The organism is Saccharicrinis sp. GN24d3, assembly GCF_052400645.1.
Classification (GTDB): domain Bacteria; phylum Bacteroidota; class Bacteroidia; order Bacteroidales; family Marinilabiliaceae; genus Saccharicrinis.
Window position 1 is genome coordinate 195331 of record NZ_JBQTGI010000013.1, and the last position, 21559, is coordinate 216889.

The 21559-nt window shown below is 38.7% G+C and carries 19 protein-coding genes; 7 read left to right on the top strand and 12 right to left on the bottom strand.

Features of this window, described 5'->3' with window-relative positions:
* Positions 1-74: 74 nt before the first annotated feature.
* Genes ACT29I_RS16570 through ACT29I_RS16580 form a run of 3 tightly spaced genes read right to left on the bottom strand, consistent with a single transcriptional unit; the run spans position 75 to position 2214 of the window.
* Complete coding sequence (locus tag ACT29I_RS16570) at positions 75-221, bottom strand: hypothetical protein (RefSeq protein ID WP_430936518.1); 147 nt, start codon at positions 219-221, stop codon at positions 75-77.
* A gap of 30 nt (positions 222-251) precedes the next feature.
* Entirely contained in the window at positions 252-1802 is a 1551-nt protein-coding gene (locus tag ACT29I_RS16575; protein WP_430936520.1) for a hypothetical protein, read from the bottom strand.
* Positions 1803-1836: 34 nt separating this feature from the next.
* Complete coding sequence (locus ACT29I_RS16580; protein ID WP_430936522.1) at positions 1837-2214, bottom strand: hypothetical protein; 378 nt, start codon at positions 2212-2214, stop codon at positions 1837-1839.
* A 192-nt stretch (positions 2215-2406) separates the two neighbouring features.
* Here ACT29I_RS16580 and ACT29I_RS16585 point away from each other — a divergent pair, with 192 nt between their 5' ends.
* Positions 2407-2937 carry a hypothetical protein gene (locus ACT29I_RS16585; protein WP_430936524.1) on the top strand — a complete coding sequence of 177 codons (531 nt, stop codon included), beginning with the start codon at positions 2407-2409 and terminating at the stop codon, positions 2935-2937.
* A gap of 197 nt (positions 2938-3134) precedes the next feature.
* Here ACT29I_RS16585 and ACT29I_RS16590 read toward each other — a convergent pair whose 3' ends face one another.
* The 5 genes from ACT29I_RS16590 to ACT29I_RS16610 all read right to left on the bottom strand — a co-directional run bounded on the left by ACT29I_RS16590 (position 3135) and on the right by ACT29I_RS16610 (position 8443).
* Positions 3135-4052 carry a ribonuclease Z gene (locus tag ACT29I_RS16590; protein ID WP_430936526.1) on the bottom strand — a complete coding sequence of 306 codons (918 nt, stop codon included), beginning with the start codon at positions 4050-4052 and terminating at the stop codon, positions 3135-3137.
* A complete protein-coding gene (locus ACT29I_RS16595) occupies positions 4052-4405 on the bottom strand; it encodes an STAS domain-containing protein (protein WP_430936528.1) in 354 nt (117 codons plus the stop codon). Before ACT29I_RS16595 ends, ACT29I_RS16590 begins: the two co-directional genes overlap by 1 nt.
* Positions 4406-4447: 42 nt before the next feature.
* Positions 4448-6298 (bottom strand): 30S ribosomal protein S1, encoded by a 1851-nt coding sequence (rpsA, locus tag ACT29I_RS16600; protein ID WP_430936530.1) that lies wholly within the window; start codon positions 6296-6298, stop codon positions 4448-4450.
* A 183-nt stretch (positions 6299-6481) separates the two neighbouring features.
* Positions 6482-8083, bottom strand: coding sequence for a hypothetical protein (locus tag ACT29I_RS16605; RefSeq protein ID WP_444793954.1), 1602 nt, complete (start codon positions 8081-8083; stop codon positions 6482-6484).
* Positions 8084-8089: 6 nt separating this feature from the next.
* Positions 8090-8443 carry a hypothetical protein gene (locus tag ACT29I_RS16610; RefSeq protein WP_430936534.1) on the bottom strand — a complete coding sequence of 118 codons (354 nt, stop codon included), beginning with the start codon at positions 8441-8443 and terminating at the stop codon, positions 8090-8092.
* Between the two features lie 517 nt (positions 8444-8960).
* Here ACT29I_RS16610 and ACT29I_RS16615 point away from each other — a divergent pair.
* From ACT29I_RS16615 to ACT29I_RS16640, 6 genes are all read left to right on the top strand, one after another.
* Positions 8961-10289, top strand: coding sequence for a UDP-glucose dehydrogenase family protein (locus tag ACT29I_RS16615; protein ID WP_430936536.1), 1329 nt, complete (start codon positions 8961-8963; stop codon positions 10287-10289).
* Positions 10290-10389: 100 nt separating this feature from the next.
* Entirely contained in the window at positions 10390-11334 is a 945-nt protein-coding gene (locus tag ACT29I_RS16620; RefSeq protein ID WP_430936538.1) for a UDP-glucuronic acid decarboxylase family protein, read from the top strand.
* Positions 11335-11368: 34 nt separating this feature from the next.
* On the top strand, positions 11369-12241 hold the full coding sequence (rfbA, locus tag ACT29I_RS16625) for a glucose-1-phosphate thymidylyltransferase RfbA (protein ID WP_444793955.1): 873 nt from the start codon (positions 11369-11371) through the stop codon (positions 12239-12241).
* A 39-nt stretch (positions 12242-12280) separates the two neighbouring features.
* Complete coding sequence (rfbC, locus tag ACT29I_RS16630; protein WP_430936542.1) at positions 12281-12829, top strand: dTDP-4-dehydrorhamnose 3,5-epimerase; 549 nt, start codon at positions 12281-12283, stop codon at positions 12827-12829.
* A 12-nt stretch (positions 12830-12841) separates the two neighbouring features.
* On the top strand, positions 12842-13729 hold the full coding sequence (gene rfbD / locus ACT29I_RS16635) for a dTDP-4-dehydrorhamnose reductase (RefSeq protein ID WP_430936544.1): 888 nt from the start codon (positions 12842-12844) through the stop codon (positions 13727-13729).
* A gap of 5 nt (positions 13730-13734) precedes the next feature.
* Positions 13735-15486, top strand: a complete 1752-nt coding sequence (locus tag ACT29I_RS16640; protein ID WP_430936546.1) for a phospho-sugar mutase — start codon at positions 13735-13737, stop codon at positions 15484-15486.
* 66 nt (positions 15487-15552) lie between these two features.
* On the opposite strand, the gene ACT29I_RS16645 is transcribed toward ACT29I_RS16640, so the two are convergent.
* From ACT29I_RS16645 to ACT29I_RS16660, 4 genes are all read right to left on the bottom strand, one after another.
* Positions 15553-16557, bottom strand: coding sequence for a hypothetical protein (locus tag ACT29I_RS16645; RefSeq protein WP_430936548.1), 1005 nt, complete (start codon positions 16555-16557; stop codon positions 15553-15555).
* A gap of 9 nt (positions 16558-16566) precedes the next feature.
* Positions 16567-18048: a PKD domain-containing protein gene (locus ACT29I_RS16650; protein WP_430936550.1), complete on the bottom strand. Its 1482-nt coding sequence runs from the start codon at positions 18046-18048 to the stop codon at positions 16567-16569.
* A gap of 8 nt (positions 18049-18056) precedes the next feature.
* Positions 18057-18983: a PorP/SprF family type IX secretion system membrane protein gene (locus ACT29I_RS16655; RefSeq protein ID WP_430936552.1), complete on the bottom strand. Its 927-nt coding sequence runs from the start codon at positions 18981-18983 to the stop codon at positions 18057-18059.
* Positions 18964-21559: T9SS type B sorting domain-containing protein (locus ACT29I_RS16660; protein WP_444793956.1), on the bottom strand; the 2596-nt coding region annotated here is incomplete at its 5' end. The genes ACT29I_RS16660 and ACT29I_RS16655, both read right to left, overlap by 20 nt.

Here is a 21559-nt window from a genome sequence, read left to right on the forward strand (position 1 = left end):
CTAATGTTATTTACTATTCGTTAACTAATAAGGCTTCTATCTTTTCAAGTTATTTGCTCAACGTTTCAACCTCTTTATCCTTCTCTATTAGGCGGCAAGGTCAACTCCTCTGCTTTTTTCAGCAGCAACTTATTCATTTCTACCAGATTCACTCCTTGCTCTTCCATTTGGGCAGCGCTAGGTATGTCCAGTAAGTGTTGGGGAGCCCATTCTAAGCTCAAAATAAGGAGGAACTGTTTGGTGATGAAAAGTTAATCTGCATATTTTTGGTTCTTTATGATTAACGCTTTAATTGCTTTAAGCTCTTCTCTCACCATACATATTTCTTGCTCCAATTCCTTTCTTTCTTTCTCTTTTTCAATATTCCCTTTTCTCAACTCTCTTATCTCACCGTCTTGCTGTATGGCGTACAAAGTGAGCTCTTCAATCTTCTGCAGCAGCAACTTATTCATCTCAGCCAGATCAACTCCTTGTTCTTCCATTTGGGTAGCACTTGGAATATCCGGTAAGTGTTTGTAGGTAAGAATATAGTTTTCAACTTCGGAGAGGTCTTTAAGCTGGTAGGTGTCGGAGAATACAAAGTCGGCGGTTTGGCCGTTGGTTTTTACCATTATTTTATCGGCGAATAGATTACCGTCGAGCATTAAATTACTGGCAGACATATCTTTTACCAATATTTCGTTGGCGTTGATGGTGCCATTTGTAACAATGTTGCCATTCACATCTAGGGCTTCCGAGGGGTTATTATTATTAATTCCTACACGACCAGATCCCTCATTATTAACAGACAATAATTCAGTTCCCCCATAACTATCTTTACGTATTGCCCATTGCCATTTTCCAGTTGACGCTTCTCCTCTCATTTTAACAGTTTCCGCACCCAGCTCGAACTTATAGCTAGTACCCCACTCATGGGACCAAATCCAACTATTAGCTGGTGCAGTTGAAGCACTATATCTAGTTCCCCCATATCTTATGCTTCTATGGATATCCCTCACATAAACATTATCGTCATATGATTTTACCCAATGGTCCATGCCATAAATTTTACGTAAGCCGTAGATATTATTTTTTAGCCATAATTCGCCTGAAACATCAACCTTACCCGTATAATCGTTAGTATTTGGAGACCCGAAGTAATAATACCCACTCGAATTAAAATACATGGAATAAGCAGACTTCAAATACAAGGAACTGCTTGAGGCAATCGTATTACTTCCTAATCCTAGTTGATTATTCCCTGTCTTTACTAATAAAGTAGAATTATCAAAGTTTGCACGGTTATTACCTGAGCTACTGTACATGCTTTTGTAATTCGGTTCCTCAACAATTAAATTGGGTTTGTCCGAATGTCCGCTAATAACCGTAGATGATGCCAATATACTTGAATACGTGGGGGGCTCGGCGGTAATAGTATAATCAACTGTAAAACCGTTATAACCACTATCAAAGCTCACACAGCAATCCGAAGTGAAAATTATACTTATATGGTTGCCGGCAGAAACATATTGGTGCTCTCCATATATATCTATTATTTCTGCCACTACCGATCCTGAAGTACCATTAACATTAGGTTCTATAATTTGAAGCTGATCATATCCCTCCTCTAAATCGTTGTTGATCGTAAGTTCAATCCTACTGCCAACACCGATAGTTATATCATAAACTCTATACATTTCGTCTCCATAATCTGATCCAGTTACGCTAAAACTTCCTGAATTGGAGGTGAAATATTCGGTATCTTGTCCATAAAGATGGAGTGAAATAAATATAACTGTGATTAATATATTTATAGATTTCATAATGATGTCTGTTTGAAAGTTAGATGTTGAATTGCTATTTTTTAGGTCGTTTCTTGCCACTTTCAGTTTTCACCTTCACTTTGCCAACTATTTCGTTTAACTGTAATCTCAATGCTTTACGTTCCCGCATAATCTCTTTGTACCTTTCGTCATCAGGACTTAGTTTCTTCATTTCCTCCTTTAAAGCTTCACTTTCAAATAATAATTCATCATATTCTTTTTGGTTAACAGGATCAATACTTGAAACCCTTTGAGTCTTTTGCTTTCTCATCTCAACTTTAACACTCACTTTTAATGAATCCTGTGCAGACAGCTTTCGTTTTTGTTTGTTTTTCTGGGCAAACAACCCGGCACTTGAAACAATTAGAAAAAAAACAGCAAATACGATTTTGGGTAATAGTTTGTTTTTCATGGCAATATGAGTTAATGTTTTCCATTTAATTTCATTATTGAAAAATTAACAGCCAAATATTAAGCGTGACAAATGCGTGACAAACGAAAATTCCCTAGTTCTATGTCGTAGTTGTATAGAACTAGGAAAATCTTGACTTTCTATTTTACAAATTGTAACTTGTGTATCGATTATTTACCTAAAACTACATTTATGAAAAAATCCTACCCTATTCTTTTCTGCCCATATTGTATCGATACAGAAAATCACTTATATGAATTTTCAAGAAAAAACCTGCTTACTTTCGAAAAAAAAGTAGAATCGATTATCAAAGAAGATATTGAAATTGCTGTTCAACGACTTGCCAAACTGATTAAACAGAAGACAGGTAGGAGGATGCAGAAAAAAGCGGCACCCATACGCGAAGCTTTTTTGATGCTAAAAGACCACCACCAACTTCAGGATGTAAATATCCTATGTGCCAAACTAAAAGAACGTTATGGTATTAAAATGATGCAAATACATCTACATTTCGAAGAAAATGGACAATCGGCCATCCAAAGACATGCACATATTATTTTTAAATGGATAGACGAGAAGACTGGAAGGAGCATCAAACTCCCCCCATTGGAAATGTCAAAATTGCAGAAGTTTGTACACAGCGAACTCAATAACACTAATCAAAGAAAAACAACGGACAGAAGATTCAAGATATTCTCAATACGCAATTGGATTAGTCCTTAAACTATTAAACTACAGCAACATAACAACAATTATTAACGGCTGACAAATGACTAATTTATACAGAAGAACACGTAATTTCAATTTGGATACCTTTTCGAGTATCCTCTAAAAAATTATAGAATCTTAAAGTTTGATATTTTCGGGACCGACTACTGTACTGAGTACGGATTATTGTATATCTACTACCGTAAACTGGACTAGATATTCACCACATCCCCCTCATTGGCAATATAGGTATTTGGAAAAACCTCTTTTGCTTCGTTTAGCAGTACATTTAAGTCTTTATAACGGGAAGAAAAATGACCAATCAACAGTTTGCCTGCCTTGGCTTTTAAAGCTATAGTCGCTGCTTGTTCGGCAGTGGCGTGATATGTCTTTTTTGCCAAAACCGCATTGTCATTCGCAAAGGTGGCTTCATGATAAAGTACATCCACGTCTTTTATTTGTTCTGTAATTTTTTCCGTGTATTTGGTATCCGTACAAAATGCGTAGGAGCGTGTATTAGGAGGATCGAGTGTAATCTCACGGTTTGACATTATCACATCATCTTTATTTATATAGTCCCCTCCTTTTTTAATGGCAATGATCTCTTTAATGGTTGGTTTATGCACAAACACAAATTCCTTCCTCACCTTTCTATCTTCAGGTTTCTCCTTAAACAAAAATCCCACGGTCGGAATCCTGTGCCGTAAAGGAATTGTTTCCACTTCTATATTTTTGTCCGAATAAATAGTAGCAACTTCCTTTGGGTCAAAGGGATCAAACTTCACCTCAAAGGGTAAATCTGTGCAAAAGTAATCCAGTTGCGGTTGAAGCAGCTTTTTAAGATCGGGGTGTGAATGAATGTGTAACGCAGCTTTTCGCCCCAATAAACCTAAGGTGGAGATGAACCCGATGAGACCGAAGCAGTGGTCGCCATGGAGGTGGGAAATGAATATATGCTCGATCTTGGTGAACTTGATTTTATGGGCACGTAACTGTCTCTGTGTACCCTCCCCACAATCGATCAAAAAAAACCGCTCAGATGCATTGAGCACCTGAGCGGTTGGATATCTTTCAGAAGTAGGTAACGCCGAGCTACTTCCCAGGATAGTGATTGAAAACGACTTAGCCATTATTTTTCAATAGCCTTCCTCATTAGTTCAACTCCCTGATCCATATTTTCGGCAATTGTTAAAACAGAATCCAACTGTGAAACAGAAATCAGACGTTCCACAGCCGGTTGCAATCCTGATAAAACAAAAGCACCATCGGCGTTTTTACACAATCTGTTAGCTACAAGAATAGCACTCAATCCAGATGAATCACAATAGCTTGATTTTCCAAGATCAAGAAGAATGTTTTTCTCCCCGTTTCCTGACAATAATACAAGTTCAGATTTTAGCGACGGCGCAACATGCGTGTCCAGTTTTTCTTTTAAAATCTGAATGAGCGTGAAATCATCTAATTTATCTATTTTAAAGTCCATCGGTTAAAAAGATTTTTATTGAATACTATTCATTAAGGTAAATTAATTTTTCTCGTCAGCTTCCATTTGATCTTTTAGAGCCTGCAAGCTAGAAATATCACCCAATGTAGTCTTTTCTAAGTTATCTTTCAACTTCTTTACGCCTTTTTTAGTAGTTTTTGCTTGTTCAGCTTTCTCGGAATTATCCGCTGCTTTTTTAACATCTTCAAAAACTCTTGAATGCGAAAGAATTATACGCTTGGAAGCTTTGTTGAACTCGATTACTTTAAAATCAAGCTTTTCGTCAACTTTGGCCTGCACACCATCCTCTTTCACTAAATGACGAGGAGTAGCGAATCCTTCAACACCATAAGGCAATGCAATTACAGCACCCTTGTCAAACAATTCGATGATCGTTCCTTCGTGCACTGAATCAACGGTAAATAAGGTTTCAAAAACATCCCATGGGTTCTCCTCAAGCTGTTTGTGACCTAAGCTAAGTCTTCTGTTTTCCTTGTCTATTTCAAGAACAACAACCTCTACTTCTTCACCGATTGCGGTAAATTCTGCCGGGTGCTTAATCTTCTTGGTCCATGATAGGTCGGAGATGTGGATAAGTCCGTCGATACCCTCTTCAATTTCGACAAAAACACCAAAATTGGTGAAGTTTCGAACTTTAGCTTTGTGCTTGGAGCCAACCGCGTATGCTTCTTCGATCTTCTCCCAAGGATCAGCTTTTAATTGCTTGATACCAAGAGACATCTTTCGCTCGTTGCGGTCTAATGTCAAGATAGTGGCTTCTACTTCGTCGCTTACTTTTAGGAAGTCTTGCGCGCTTCGTAAGTGCTGCGACCACGACATTTCTGATACGTGGATTAAACCTTCTACACCAGGAGCGATTTCAACAAACGCACCATAGTCGGCCATCACAACTACTTTTCCTTTAACGTTATCGCCTACCTTAAGTTCTGCGTCCAACGAATCCCATGGGTGAGATGTCAGCTGTTTTAAGCCTAAAGCAATACGTTTCTTCTCGTCGTCAAAATCAAGAATTACAACATTTAATTTTTGATCCAATTGAACGATTTCTTCCGGATGTGATACGCGGCCCCATGAAAGGTCAGTGATGTGGATAAGTCCATCAACACCGCCAAGGTCGATAAATACACCGTAAGAAGTAATGTTTTTAACAGTTCCCTCAAGAACTTGTCCTTTTTCAAGCTTAGAAATAATATCTTTTTTCTGTTGCTCAAGCTCTGCTTCGATAAGCGCTTTGTGAGAAACAACTACGTTTTTAAATTCCGGGTTAATTTTAACCACTTTGAATTCCATTGTTTTCCCTACGTACATATCGTAGTCACGGATAGGTTTCACGTCTATTTGTGAACCGGGAAGGAAAGCCTCAATACCGAACACATCTACAATCATACCACCTTTGGTACGGCACTTGATGTATCCTTTGATAACTTCGTCGTTTTCTAAGGCTGCATTTACGCGATCCCATGAACGCAGAGCACGTGCTTTTTTGTGAGAAAGTACCAACTGACCTTTTTTGTCCTCCTGGCTCTCCACATAAACCTCTACAGTATCGCCTACAGCTAACTCTGGGTTGTAACGGAATTCGTTTCTGGAGATGATACCATCTGATTTGAAACCAATATTAATTACAACTTCTCTTTTGGTCAATGCAATAACTTCACCTTCGATCACCTCTTTTTCCGAGATTGTAGAAAGCGTTTCGTCATACATTTTTTCCAAGTCCTCTTTAGAACCTGAATTTCCAAACACTTCACCTTGCTCGTACTCATCCCAATCAAATGCTGCATCAGAAGTGTTTCCGGTAGTTGCTACCACCTCATTTTTTACTTCAGGAGTTTCGTTGATCTCCTGCTCATTTTCGTTTACTTCACTCATCTAAAAATCAATTAATTACTAGTAGTTAGACATTATATTTATAAAAACTGCGGCAAAAGTACAAATAATTTATCAGAAACCCTCACAGCCAATACGATAAAATTTTGACAAAACAGTACATTATATATTTATGCTTACTCCTAAAATCCTGCTTTTTTTAGGCAAAACAGTTGGCTATTGTTACTAATGGGAATTAATCAAATCCGGGGGCAGATTATCTATGATACCTGCCAGCTCAGTCGTTTCCAAAAAGTCGTTTGAAAAAACGTATGACATCTCCGCAGACAACAGCGCACTCCTGTACTCTTTCCATTCTTGTGCTTTGTTACCGTACATATGCTCCACCAAATCGCGAAAACCCCAATCCATATTTTTCCCCCAATGAATGGTAAACGGAATATTTGCTGCTTGCATCACCTCAATCATACGTCTCGAAAATTCTGTCAGACTCATCAACTTCCTGCTTTTTTTCCACAATACCCCGTCAATTTCAATCATGCAGGTGATTGGAAATCTGGTGCAAGCCAGGGTGGCATCCGATTGCCGCACAAAGCGCATAGCATACATTCCGGGGATAGGCCCTTCGTCTTTGGCCAATTTGGAAAGTACACTTAATGCTTTAGACGAATTGGTATGATCGACCCCAAAAGAGCATGCAAAAGCAGGTCCCAAGTAAGGTGCATCCCAAAATATTTCCGCCAATGTTCCGGTCACATCCATGTCTACCGGCGGAAGCACCGACTTTTGAAGTTGACGAACAAAATATGGAATCCGATTGGGCCATTTCTCCGATATCCCCACCAATAGATGTATTAAATCACGATAAAAAGAGGTTTTTATAATCGGGAACGGATCCGGATATGGAATCCGATAGTTTTTTTTGTACATCGCTTCTACCACATATTGGCTTTCATTGGAATACGGATTAATAAAAACTTTAAAATGGTATGGTCGTAATGGTTTTCCGTTCCCATCCGTTTCGCCATCTATCTTGAATTCCGAGTGTTCAAAATCCATGGTGTCCGCCAAATGAAGCGCTACTTTCTTATCTACCTTTTTTACGTAGCGTCTTAACAAAAACCTGTCCTCTGCCTCTATAACTATTCCATGAATAAAACCGAAGGAACCCAGACTGACCAACGCGGCCTTAAACAAACCATCGTTTCGAATAACTCTTGCCTTTATTTTTTTTGCAAAGCCATCGGTTAAGGCTGGCTTGGTATGTCTTTCAATATAAACAACATCCTCCGGGTTAGGCCCAATGATTAAGTTCAAACCAACAACATAATCTTGTACAGCCCCATCATCTACCGCAGCGCCATGCACCCCGGTAGAAACAGCGCCGGCTATTGTCTGTCCGTTACTGGCACCACTGCTTTTTAAGGACTTACCGTGATCTGACAATGTTTTTGAAAGTTCCTTGATCGTGTTTCCGCATTGAAAGAAAAACAGGTTCTCTCGTAAATATGGACTTGCAGAATGAACATCAGATTCTGAAATTGGGATATGCAAATTCATATAACCGTTAAAATGCATTCGATCTTTATTGTGGGCTACATTCGACAACGACCAGCGGGATCCATAGGCCCTGAACCCCTGGCCCACATCAGAAGTCTCTTTTATTAAACGTCTAATTTCATCAGCGGCATCATTATATCTATTAATTTTATCCGGAATCATCCCCTCTCCTTCCAGCTCTGTTACATATAAAAGTTTTAGGGGGAAGGGACCGTTATTGTGAATGGTGTCCCATTCTGTTTTTTTGAAAGGAATAGTTTTAGCCATGATGAATTAATTTGAGTTTTTATCGCATACATATTTAATCTTCACCTTCCTTTTTTTTCCCAAAGTGATTCCGCTGAGTAGTACCCCGCCAAAAGTATTTCTGCATTCCACAATGGCAATACTACCTGATTTGCAGTTCTTGAGCAACATGGTGAAATCCTTATCCATGGCACCAATGGTGATAACGGTATCCAATTCATGAACTTTCATATTCCTGTAGTAACACTCGCAATCATTGTTAGGATCCGGCTCCGGGACACCTTGCGTAGTTCTAAAGCGTATAGAATAACAAGAAGTCATCAGAAGAATAATAGTTACATATAAAAATGGTCTAAACTTATTTTTTACTTGATGGGCCATATAAATGGAGTTAAAAGATTAAACATTGTATTACAAGCTATTGGTCTTAGTGGTTTATAAAATATCACAACCAACATAGCAAGGGGTAAATAACCCTAACTTAGCAAGCCATACCATATAGGATGTTGGCTTGTTCAGTTCAGTCGGCATACGTTTATAATAACCTAATGCATGTAATATAAAACATCTTTGAGTAAGTGTCAATGGCCTCCTTACAAATGCCCATAAAATGTCCTTAATTATTTTCAGGGACAGCTTTCTATAAAAACAAAAAAAACAACTACATTTTAAGAATATAAATGTGGCTTTATTTGATAATTGTTAATTTTCTTTACATTTGAATTCGATTAGATAACAAAATGTAAAATGTTGCAATTTTAAATAGGTCTACATAATTGGTTTATTTGAACTTACCAATATTATCAATACCATACTTGACAGAATGCAGCATTGGGAATATAATTATTTGCGATATTTCAGTAAGAACCCGCTGTATTTAAAAATAAAATTTTGAATAATGAAAATCTCTATTGTAGGAACCGGATATGTTGGATTAGTTTCCGGAACTTGTTTTGCTGATGTAGGTATCAACGTTACATGTGTTGATATCGACGAAAAAAAAATTGAAAACCTAAAAAAAGGAGTAATTCCAATATACGAGCCTGGATTGGAAACCATGGTTCGTAATAATGTTGAAAAGGGAAGATTGTTTTTCTCAACAAGTTTAAAGGATTCATTGGAACAGGCTGATGTAATATTTATTGCGGTTGGCACACCTCCGGATGAAGATGGAAGCGCTGATTTAAAATATGTACTTGAAGTAGCCAGACAAATAGGCAAGCATATTAACCATTACATGGTGGTGGTAACTAAAAGCACTGTTCCTATTGGAACCGCAAAGAAAGTTAAGGCTGCTATTACCGACGAAATAGAGAAAAGAGGTGTTGAAGTTGATTTTGATGTGGCTTCCAACCCTGAATTTTTAAAAGAAGGTAACGCAATACAAGATTTCCTTAAGCCCGACCGAATTATTGTCGGAACGGAATCCGAAAAAGCTCAAAAAGTGATGAGCAGACTTTACAAGCCGTTTTTGTTGAACGGTCACCCAATTATTTTTATGGACATTCCTTCATCGGAAATGACCAAATATGCAGCCAATGCGATGTTGGCCACAAAAATTAGCTTCATGAACGATATGGCTAACTTATGTGAAATTGTAGGGGCTGATATTACTTCTGTAAGAAAAGGTATAGGTTCGGACGGACGTATTGGCAACAAATTTATTTATGCAGGTGCAGGTTATGGAGGTTCTTGTTTTCCCAAGGATGTAAAAGCCGTGATTAAAACAGCTGATTTAAATGGGTACCGATTGCGTTTGTTAGAAGCCGTTGAGGAGGTGAACAACAACCAAAAACATGTTCTTGTTGAAAAAATAAAAGAACAGTTTGGTGTAAACCTCAACAATATGACATTTGCCTTATGGGGACTCTCCTTTAAACCAAAGACCGATGATATGCGAGAAGCCCCTTCTTTGGTTGTCATTGATGAACTTATTAAATTGGGTGCAAAAGTGAAGGCATACGATCCGGTTGCCATCGATGAAGCCAAGCGTATTTTAGGTGATAAAATAGAATATGGCGCCGATCCTTACGATGTGTTAATAGATGCGGATGCTTTGATTGTTATTACCGAATGGTCGGAGTTCCGAATACCCAACTTTAAGGTGATCGAAAAACTCCTTAAAAACAAGGTTATATTTGATGGCAGAAACATTTACGACCCTGCCGAAGTTTTAGAAAATGGATTTTCTTATTACAGTATAGGAAGAGCTGCCATGCATCCCTAATTTGGTCAGCCTAAAATATTATAAAAGGCCTGTCATTATATTTTTATAATGATTGGCCTGTTTGCTTTATATCAGTCAACATTCAGATAAAAACAGATTAATGAAAAGGATATTAGTAACCGGGGGTGCCGGTTTTATTGGATCGCATTTGTGCGAACGCCTATTAAACGAAGGAAATGAGGTAATTTGTCTCGACAACTACTTCACGGGAAGCAAAACAAATATTCTTCACCTCATGGACAATCCTTATTTTGAACTTATACGCCATGATGTAACCCACCCTTTTTTTATTGAAGTTGACGAGATTTATAACCTGGCCTGCCCTGCTTCGCCCATCCATTACCAGCTTAATTCTATCAAAACCATTAAGACCTCGGTCATGGGTGCTATCAATATGTTGGGATTAGCCAAACGCATAAAGGCGAAAATATTACAAGCCTCTACATCTGAGGTTTATGGTGACCCTGAAATACACCCTCAAAGTGAAGATTATTGGGGAAATGTTAACCCAATAGGAATACGATCGTGTTATGACGAGGGAAAGAGATGCGCGGAAAGTCTGTTTTTTAATTACCACTCTCAAAACAAAGTGGACATTAAAGTCATTAGGATATTTAATACTTATGGTCCGCGCATGAATCCAAACGACGGACGTGTAGTCTCGAATTTTATTGTTCAGGCATTAAAAGGGGAAGATATCACCATATTTGGTGATGGCAAACAAACCCGAAGTTTTCAGTATGTCGATGACCTGGTGGAGGGAATGATAAGAATGATGAATTCAAGAAAAGATTTTCTTGGCCCGGTAAACGTGGGAAACCCAAATGAGTTTACGATGCTTGAGCTGGCGGAACAAGTCATTCAACTTACGGGTTCAACATCCAAACTAAGCTTTTTGCCGTTGCCATCGGACGACCCTACGCAAAGACAGCCGAACATTGACCTTGCAAAAAAAGAGTTAAACGGTTGGGAACCAAAAATTCAATTGAAAGAAGGATTGGTAAAAACCATAGAATACTTTGATCAAATATTAAAGGACATATAGCATCTTAATTTTTAACTTTATCTAAAAAACTAACATGGCAAATTACAAAGGAATCATTTTAGCCGGAGGGTCTGGCACAAGATTATACCCTATTACCCAAAGTATTTCAAAACAAATTATTCCGGTTTATAACAAACCAATGATCTATTACCCATTATCTGTGCTGATGCTTTCCGGAATTAGGGAAATACTGATTATATCAACCCCGCATGATTTGCCACTATATAAAAAGCTTTTTGGAGACGGAAGTCAATTTGGGCTACAACTTACTTATGCAGAACAACCTAGCCCAGACGGATTAGCCCAGGCGTTTATTATTGGAGAAGAATTTATTGGGGACGACAACGTTTGCTTGATACTGGGCGACAATATCTTCTATGGTTTTGAACTACCGCACAAATTAAAGACGACAGTTAAATTGAATGAAGGAGCTACGGTATTCGGCTATTATGTTACAGATCCTGAACGATATGGCGTAGCAGAGTTTGATGAAAAAATGAACGTAGTAAGCCTGGAAGAGAAACCTGCGCAACCCAAATCAAATTATGCTGTAACCGGACTTTATTTCTATGATAATTCCGTGGTAAAAAAAGCCAAAAACCTGCAACCTTCCGCAAGGGGGGAATTGGAAATTACCGATTTGAACAAGCTATATCTTAACGAAAACAACCTTCGCGTTGAATTGATGGGACGTGGTATGGCTTGGCTGGATACCGGAACACATGACAGTATGCTGGAAGCCTCAAACTTTATTGCTACCATAGAGCACCGTCAGGGGTTAATGGTGGCCTGTATAGAAGAAATAGCCTTTAACATGGGATATATCGGTAAAGAACAGTTACTTAAACTTGCAAAACCCTTGGAAAAAAACGAATATGGCGCCTACCTAAAGCGAATTGCCAAATAGATTGTTAATTTTGTAGTTTTAACGTTGACCAGGTAAACAATGCAAGTAATTCAAACTGAGATTCAGGATTTACTAATCATCAAACCAAAAATATTTAAAGATTCGCGTGGTTTCTTTTTGGAATCGTACAATAAAGAACGATTTCTAAGTCTGGGAATAGATTACAACTTTGTTCAGGATAATTTTTCATCCTCCCAATACGGAGTAATTAGAGGATTGCACTATCAGTTGGCTCCTTATTCCCAGGCAAAAATGGTTCAAGTGATTAAGGGGAAAATTATCGACGTAGTGGTGGATCTTAGAAAAGACTCTCCTAGCTTCGGTAAAAGTTTTAGCTTGGAGCTTTCAGAACAAAACGGGCTTCAACTGATGATACCGCGTGGTTTTGCCCATGGTTTTTCGGTGTTAAGCAATGAAGTTTTGTTTTCCTATAAGTGCGACAACCTGTACCATAAGGAAGCGGAACGCGGTATTAAATACAACGATCCCTCTTTGGGTATTGACTGGCAAATCCCGGATTCCGACGCAATCATTTCGGGTAAAGACCAACAGCACCCTATGTTCAGCGAAGCAGAATATAATTTTTAACCCATTTTTTCAATGTCTAAAATATTAGTAACCGGAGGAAACGGTCAACTTGGACAAAGCATTCGTTCAATAGCTGATCAATTTGAGAATCTTGACATCCTTTTCACCGATGTGGAGGACTTGGACATATGCAACCTCGATCAATTAAAGGAATACACCCTTTCCACAAAAATAGATTACTTGATAAATTGTGCGGCATATACAGCTGTTGATAAGGCGGAACATGAACAAGTAATGGCGAAAAAGTTAAATGCGGAGGCGGTGAAAAACATTGGAATTGCCGCAAACGAAAATAATTTTAAAGTTATCCATGTTTCCACCGATTATGTTTTTGATGGCAACACATTTAAGCCGTATACAGAGGAATCTTTTGCGGTACCGGAATCCTATTATGGACAGACGAAATTGTTAGGTGAAAAATATCTTTTGGAAACTCATCCTGAATCCATGATATTCAGAACATCCTGGCTTTACTCGGAATTTGGCAATAACTTTGTAAAAACTATGATAAAGCTGGGCCAGACAAAAGATGAACTTAAAGTAGTTGCGGATCAAATAGGATCGCCTACATATGCGGTTGACCTGGCTTCAACCATATTACAGGTTGTAACACAGGTAGAATCGGGAAACAGGCAGTTTATACCAGGCGTTTATCATTTTAGCAACGAGGGTGTCTGTAGTTGGTACGATTTTGCAATTAACATCCATCAGTTGATGGGTATCAATTGTAACGTAGTACCTATCGAATCAAAAGAATATCCGACTGCGGCGCCAAGACCATTTTACAGTGTTCTCAATAAAAACAAAATTAAAACTAGTTATAAGTTAAATATTCCATATTGGAGGTTTAGCCTTGAAAAATGCCTTAATGTAATTGCAACAAAAAACTTAAAACAATAACAAAGATGGAAAACCAAGACGTTTTGACATTGGTCACCGAAAAAGCGAACCAATGGCTTTCTGGAAATTACGATGAAGAAACTAAAAGGCAAATTACTGCACTTTTAAATTCCGAAGATAAGTCCGAGTTAATCGATTCTTTTTATAAAGATCTGGAATTCGGCACAGGCGGACTCAGAGGTATCATGGGGCCCGGTTCCAACCGAATGAATATTTATACAGTTGGGGCCGCAACTCAGGGATTAGCCAATTACCTCAACGAACAATTCAGTGATTTGGATGAGATTAAGGTTTGTATTGGCCACGACTGCAGAAATAACAGTAAAGAATTCACCGAAATATCCGCAAAAATTCTTTCTGCTAACGGAATTAAAGCGCTTGTTTTTGATGATTTAAGACCTACCCCTGAAGTTTCATTTGTAATCCGTGAATTAGGTTGCCAGAGTGGCATTATCATTACAGCATCACACAACCCTAAGGAGTACAACGGATATAAGGCTTACTGGGACGATGGCGGACAGATGATAGCCCCGCATGACACCAACGTTATTGACGAGGTAAAAAAGATTAAATCTGTTGATGAAATAAAATTTGAAGGTAACGACAGTTTGATTGAAGTGCTCGGGGAGGAAATAGACGAGAAATACCTGGATAAAGTAAAGTCGGTTTCTCTGGACACCGGAGCAATCGAAAGAAACAAGGACTTAAAAATTATTTATACCCCTATACACGGAACAGGTGTTAAGTTGATTCCTGCGGCGTTGAAAAAGTATGGTTTTACCAACATCATCAATATTCCTGAGCAAGATGTCGTCAGTGGTGATTTCCCAACCGTAGTTTCCCCCAATCCGGAGGAACCTGCCGCATTGCAAATGGCAGTAGATAAAGCATCTGAAATTGATGCTGACCTGGTAATGGCATCCGATCCTGATGCCGACCGTTTGGGTATTGCCTGCAAAAACGAAAAGGGAGAGTTTATCTTGCTTAACGGTAACCAAACAGCCTTGTTGTTAACATGGTACATGGTTAAGCGATGGAAAGAAAACAACCTCTTAACAGGCAAAGAATTTATCGTTAAAACCATAGTCACCAGTGAGCTATTAAAAGAGATAGCCGTAAAAAACAACATCGAGTATTTTGATGTGTATACCGGTTTCAAATGGATTGCGGACAAAATCAAGAGCTTTGAAGGTGAGAAAAAATATATCTGTGGCGGTGAAGAAAGCTATGGGTTCCTTCCCGGTGACTATGTAAGGGACAAAGATGCCGTTGCTTCGTGTGCCATGTTTGCTGAAATTGCCGCTTGGGCTAAGGACAATGGTGTCACTTTATTTGAACTACTGCAAAACATCTACCTTGAGTATGGCTATTCCAAGGAAAAAATGATTTATATTGTTCGCAAAGGTAAGTCTGGTGCCGATGAAATTCAGCAAATCATGAAAGATATGCGTGAGAATCCTCCGCTTGAACTGGCAGGGTCAAAGGTGTCTATTGTAAAAGATTATGCGGTTTTAAAAGCCTTTGACAAGATAAACGGAACAGACAGCCCAATTGATCTGCCCACAACTTCTAATGTTCTTCAGTTCTTTACCGAGGACGGTTCAAAAGTAAGCGTCCGCCCGTCCGGTACAGAACCAAAAATTAAGTTCTACTTTGAAGTACGTGGCGAAATGGCTTCCCGCGAAGAATATTACAGTGCTGATGCCACTGCTGAGAAAAAAATTAATGCGATTGTTAAAGATTTAAAAATCAACTAAGCATTTTTACAGATATTAATATTAAAAGGCTTTCCTTCGGAAAGCCTTTTTTTTTGGACAAGAAAGTTATCTTCGAATATCTTTCATCATTATTTTTGGGCGATAAACGGGAACCCCGCCAATTGGAAGCACATAAAACGGTAGAGAAAAACCATACTGATTCTGGACCACTATGGCTACATTGTTGTTTTTAATTAGCGTGTTATGATCTTTTACAAACTGCAGTTGCAAAGACGAATTTTTCTCTTCTTCTACAATGGCATATTCGCTTACATTCCATTCTTCCTGACCCGAAATATCGCAGTGAATGCCATTTTTTGCTACAGAAACCATTTTTATTTTCCCGTCATTGTCCCAATCAAAATTAGAAACCTTCACTGAAATAGTTTCATCGTCAATGTAGGGATAAATTTGACATACCTCCCGGTTATCATTAGGCAACCTAAAAGTATATTCGTAGGTAAAAATATTGCCTCCTTCAATATTAAGATTCTCCGAGTTATGGCGGCTTAGAAAATATCGATATAGATTACCGTCATCGCCGGCTACTCCCTCGGCTATTATCTTAAACATATAGCCATTGAATTTCTCCACATATTCTCCTTCGTTTGGGCTAAACGGCCCAAAAGTATACCATTCCCCATCATATCTTTCGGCGTTACCAAATGTCTTTGATTTTAACAAAGTGCCGCTTTTATAATTTCCGGTAGGATCTGTTGCCTGAGCATCTTTATCCGACCAACATTCCTCTCCGCCATATACAGTAAAATTGATTTTAGTGTTAAACTCACCTTTATTTTCATCATATAAACCACTTGTTTCGGGATCAAATACCCTGATAAAAACCGAACCTGAATAATCTTTGGGGATAAGTGCAAAAAAAATCTGGCAAAAATCATCATCGCCCCATGACTTTTCCGAATCTTTGCCGAAGGTTACTAAAAATGGAATATTTTCTTCAATACTTGGAACTGACTGCGCATTAATATGGTATTGGCACAAAAACAGCAAAGCAACGATGGTTGACCTCTGAAATACATTCTTATTTTGTTTTTTTGTTTTGAAGCTCATTCTGTTGTATTAATAATTGTTTTTTTTGTTGATGCTTATTGTTTTATATACGCATACTTTAGGGGTTCTTCCAATACTGTCGGTTTGGCCAAGCAGGCCCAACTTCACTAGATACTCACCCTTTTCGTGAAATATTTGGTTCGCCATAACTCCAGATTTCACAAATCCATCTCCAAAATCCCATAAGTATTCTTTTATCTGCATATCGGGTAAGTTGGTTAAAAGGGCATCAAAACAGATTGTATCTCCAGCAAATCCTACGTCATTTGAATTGATATAAGGCTGTCTGATTTCCTCCAGTTCAAAATCATATGGCTTGGGCAAGTTGATGGTATCACCGGTAAGATGATCCAATACCCTTAGCACCACAGAATATTTTCCGGGACCGGGGAAACAATACTCAACCTGTTTACCTATCTTTTTCTTTCCTTCGCCAAAATCCCATTCATAGACACTCAAAATTGAATCGTTTACCTCCACGTTTTCATCATAAAAAAGAAAACAAAAGCTGTTTTCCTCTTGTTCCCTGCAATTGCTGAAATTGACCGTATTTCTTTGAAACCAATAAATATCGTCGGTTCGTTTTCTGTTAGACGAAAAATAGCCGGTTTGGAAATCATCAGACGTAAAAAAACCAAAATCATCTGCCTCCGAATTAATCTCTGCACTCAGATGAACAGGTTGCATCCATGCCCCGGTTATTTTTTGGCTATAAAATATGTCCTTTCCTCCGAGCCCTTTATGACCATCCGATGCAAAAAACACTTTGTCGGATTTACCTACAAAGGGATGGGTTTCGTCGGAAGCAGTATTTATAACATTACCCAGGTTTACGGGTTGTTGCCATTCTCCATTTATCCATTGCGAACAATATATATCAAAGCCGCCCTCTCCCCCCGGCATATCGGAACTGAAATATAAAGTTTTACCGTCTTTCGACACGGATGGTGAAATAAGTGAGTATTCAGAACTATTGTATTTGAACGGAGCTATGTTTACCCATTTCCCGTCGGATATCCCGGCCGTAAAAATTCCTATTTTATTATTGGCTGTATTTACCTGTTTCCTTTTCCCCTCAACCACGTTGTTCCTTGAAAAGTATATCGTTTTACCATCATTTGAAAAGTTTACCGGTCCATCGTTGAATCTTGTTAACAGTTCTTCTGAAAATATTTTACCTATCGACCATTTATCCTGTTTTTTGTTTTTTGAATAATATAAGTTGAACATGTTTTTGTCATCCTGAACAACCTCCACCATGGCACTTACGGGACGGTTAGAGCAGAAAACAATTCCTCCATCATAATAAAATGGCGAAAACTCATCATATGCATTCGACGAAAAATTTGCTCTTTTTACCGTAAAGGATGCTTCCTGGCACCACATATTGCAACATATCGAGAATACCATAAAGCATCCAAGAATTCTTTTCAATCTCATATTGAACAGCCATCCAATGGCCATATTATTATCTATAATTTCTTTCTTCATTACTTGTTCTACCTTGGACTCATCACTTTCGACTTATACTTAAATACATATTTCAGCATAAGCTCGTGTGAAGCACCTGTATATTTTTGTCTTTCTCCTAACTCAAAATCATACGAATAAGCTAAACTCAATTGATCATCAACATTGCACCTGAGCAAACCAGACATCATGCCCTCCGATCGATAATTGATACCGGCCCAAATTCGGTCCATTATAATTAAATTAGGTGTTATATCAACCTGAAATTCTCTTCCGTTATAATATTTTAGTAAAGCAGAAGGTGCAAATTTTATATGATGGTGAAGCTTCAACTGAAAACCTCCATAACCGTAATATGAATAGTTTTCGGTATCAACCGTATTTGTGCTTCCATCGCTTTCCCACCCATTCGACAAGAGATTAGGAACTGCTAATCCCAGGAAATAATTCCTTGAAGCATAATAGATACCGGTACCAAAATTTGGCTTGGTTGAGTTTTCCGGATAGTCATACAAAATGTCATCATCATGCTCCCCTGCATACAATTCGTCCACTGAAAAACTGTTGATTTGAGCACTGACCGATAGACCAAAAGAAAGGTTTCCTCGTCCCAATTGTGTTCTAAAAGCATAGTTTCCCCGAATAGTATTGCTTTGTGCTATTCCGTAACTATCTGAAATAACCACCAGTCCCAAGCCAATCCTATCTTTATTAAAAGGTGCATGTACTGCTGCTGTCAGGGTTTTAGGGGCTCCTTCAAAACCTACCCATTGATTCCAATACACAAGACTGGCACTTAATGCTCCATCATTACCCGTTTCTGCCGGATTAATTGCAATAGCATTATGCAGATACTGATTTGATACGGGAAACAATTGAGCTAAACCATCTGAATGTATGGAAAAGAACACGATTAATACCAAACACTTAAATATGTTATCTTTTAATAAGTACATAGCTTTTTATCACTTTCTTGTCACTAAAATTCAGGTAATAATAATAAGTATCTTCCTGTAGTTCCCTGCCATTCATATCTTTACCATCCCATTCATTGTTATAGTTGTTGTTTTCATATACTTTATGTCCCCACCGGTTAAATACTATCATTTTAACCGGACCCATGTTTTCGATCCCATCAATCTCAAAAACATCATTCCTAAAATCTCCGTTGGGCGTAATTATATTCGGAAAATTACTCTCTTTTACCGTAAATATAACTTCACTCGCATTTTCACATTCTCCATTGTATACTGTCCATTTAAATATATTTTCGCCTTCTTCAAGATCTGTTAGGGTAGCCGTTGGTGAATTTTCATCATGAATGATACCGGATCCATCTACAATTGTCCAAAGGCCTGTTTCTCCATCTTTAAGAGTCGCTTCTGTAACCACTTCATCAGAATCAAACAAATCGATATTTCCTCCGGCATACACCTCTGGAATTTCCTTAAAATCAATGGTTACAGATGAAATATCGGAACAAGTATTATAATTTCCTTTCCAGGTTAACTCAACTATTCCGGGCTCATCAACTAAAACGGTATTGCTCAAGAATTCCGAATTCTTGCCCAATCTCGCTCCGGCTGGTCCATTCTCCAACACCCAATATCCACCGCCTACCGATTGGTGAACGTCAATATCTGTTTGTAAGCCACATATGTTATTATCTGAAATTATTTCAATTAGAGGTTTCTCGTTAAAGTTGATGGTAACTTCTGCGGATTCTGTGCATGCACCGTTTTCCACTTTCCATTCAAATGTATATTCTCCTGCATCAGAAACGGTTGTACGGGCATCAAAGCGATCTGCTCCAGGAGAAAAAGTTACGGTTCCCGGCCCATTTACAAGCGACCATAACCCATTATCCGATGCATTCAGGTTATAGGTATCGCCGCAGATCTCATCATCCGAACCTGCATTGGCAGAAACACTTTCATCAACGCTTAAAACATACTGTTCGCTAACCTCACCACAACCTGAATTACTTTGCGCGGTTAAATTAAGTACAACATCCTTAGCGGCATCCTGGTTTCCTGGCGTATAAACAGGATTTAAAGTATTAACACCGGTTAAAATTCCACTACCATCATGCGACCAGATATAGCTCCCATTTCCATTTTCCACATCAACACCATTAATGGTATATGGACTACTTTCACAAGTTCGTCCATCACTTCCAATACTAATCCGAACCATCTTCGCCACGGTAATATCCAATTGATCTGTAACCACATCACATCCGGCATTACTTTCCGCTGTCAATGTTAGAGTTACTGTTGTGCCTGCATCTTCCGCTGCTGGTTGATATGTTGGTACCAGGGTATTTGCATCTTCAATGGTTCCATTACCATTGTGGGACCAGTTATAAAATCCATTGCCATTAGTTACTGATGCATCATTCACCGTATAAAATCCATTTTCACAAATAGTAGCGTTATCTCCCGCATCAGCGACTACATAATTCTCTATATTTATATTCATTTCATCAACAGACACTGCACAGCTAGCGTTACCATTCGCACTCAATGTTAAGGTAACAATATTCCCAGCGTCCGCTGATGTTGGAGTATATGTTGGGGTAAGCATAGAAATATCAGTTAAAGATCCTGTTCCATTATGAGACCAAGTATAAGTGCCATTGCCATTTTGTACCACTGCTTCACTCACCGTAAAACTTTCATTGCTGCAAATGGTAGCGTCTCCCCCAGCATTGACTACAACTTGTTGTTCGACGAATATTTCAACTTGATCGACCCCCTGTATACAATCAGAAAGCCCTTCTGCTGATAAAGAGAGTGTTACCGTTTTACCGGCGTCTTCATTCACCGAATTATAAGTGGGTGTAAGTGTGTTTTCATCTGATAAATTACCGCTACCATTATGAGCCCAAACATATGTACCATCGCCATCTTGTATTGATGCGCCGTTTATAGTATATGAATCATTTACACATATACTCCCATCAATACCTGCATTAGCCACAACCTTTTTAACAACATTAATAGTTATCTGATCCACTGCCTGCGTGCATGATCCTACTCCTAAAGCATGCAAGGTTAACACTAAGGTATTCCCGGCATCTAAAGAGCTTGATATATACGTTGGTGTTATCGTATTATCATTTATTAATGTTCCGTTGCCATTGTGCGTCCAAAATAAAACTCCATTTCCATAATTAACAACAGCATCTGAAATTGTATATGAATTGCTTTCGCAGAGGGTGATATCTCCTCCGGCATCCGCAACGACCTGGTTGGTTACGGTGATATTCATTTGATCGACGGCAGGACTGCAGCCGGAGTTCCCGTCGGCCGTTAACGTTAAGGTTACGATATTACCTGCGTCCGATGCATCGGGCGTATACGTGGGGGTCAGTGTGGTTTCGTTGGCCAGGCTTCCGCTGCCGTCGTGGCTCCAGCTGTAAGTTCCGTTGCCGTAGTTCACGTTTGCATCATTTACCGTGTATGAGCTGTTTTCGCAAACCGCGGCATTACTTCCGGCATCCGCAACCACCTGGTTGGCCACGGTGATA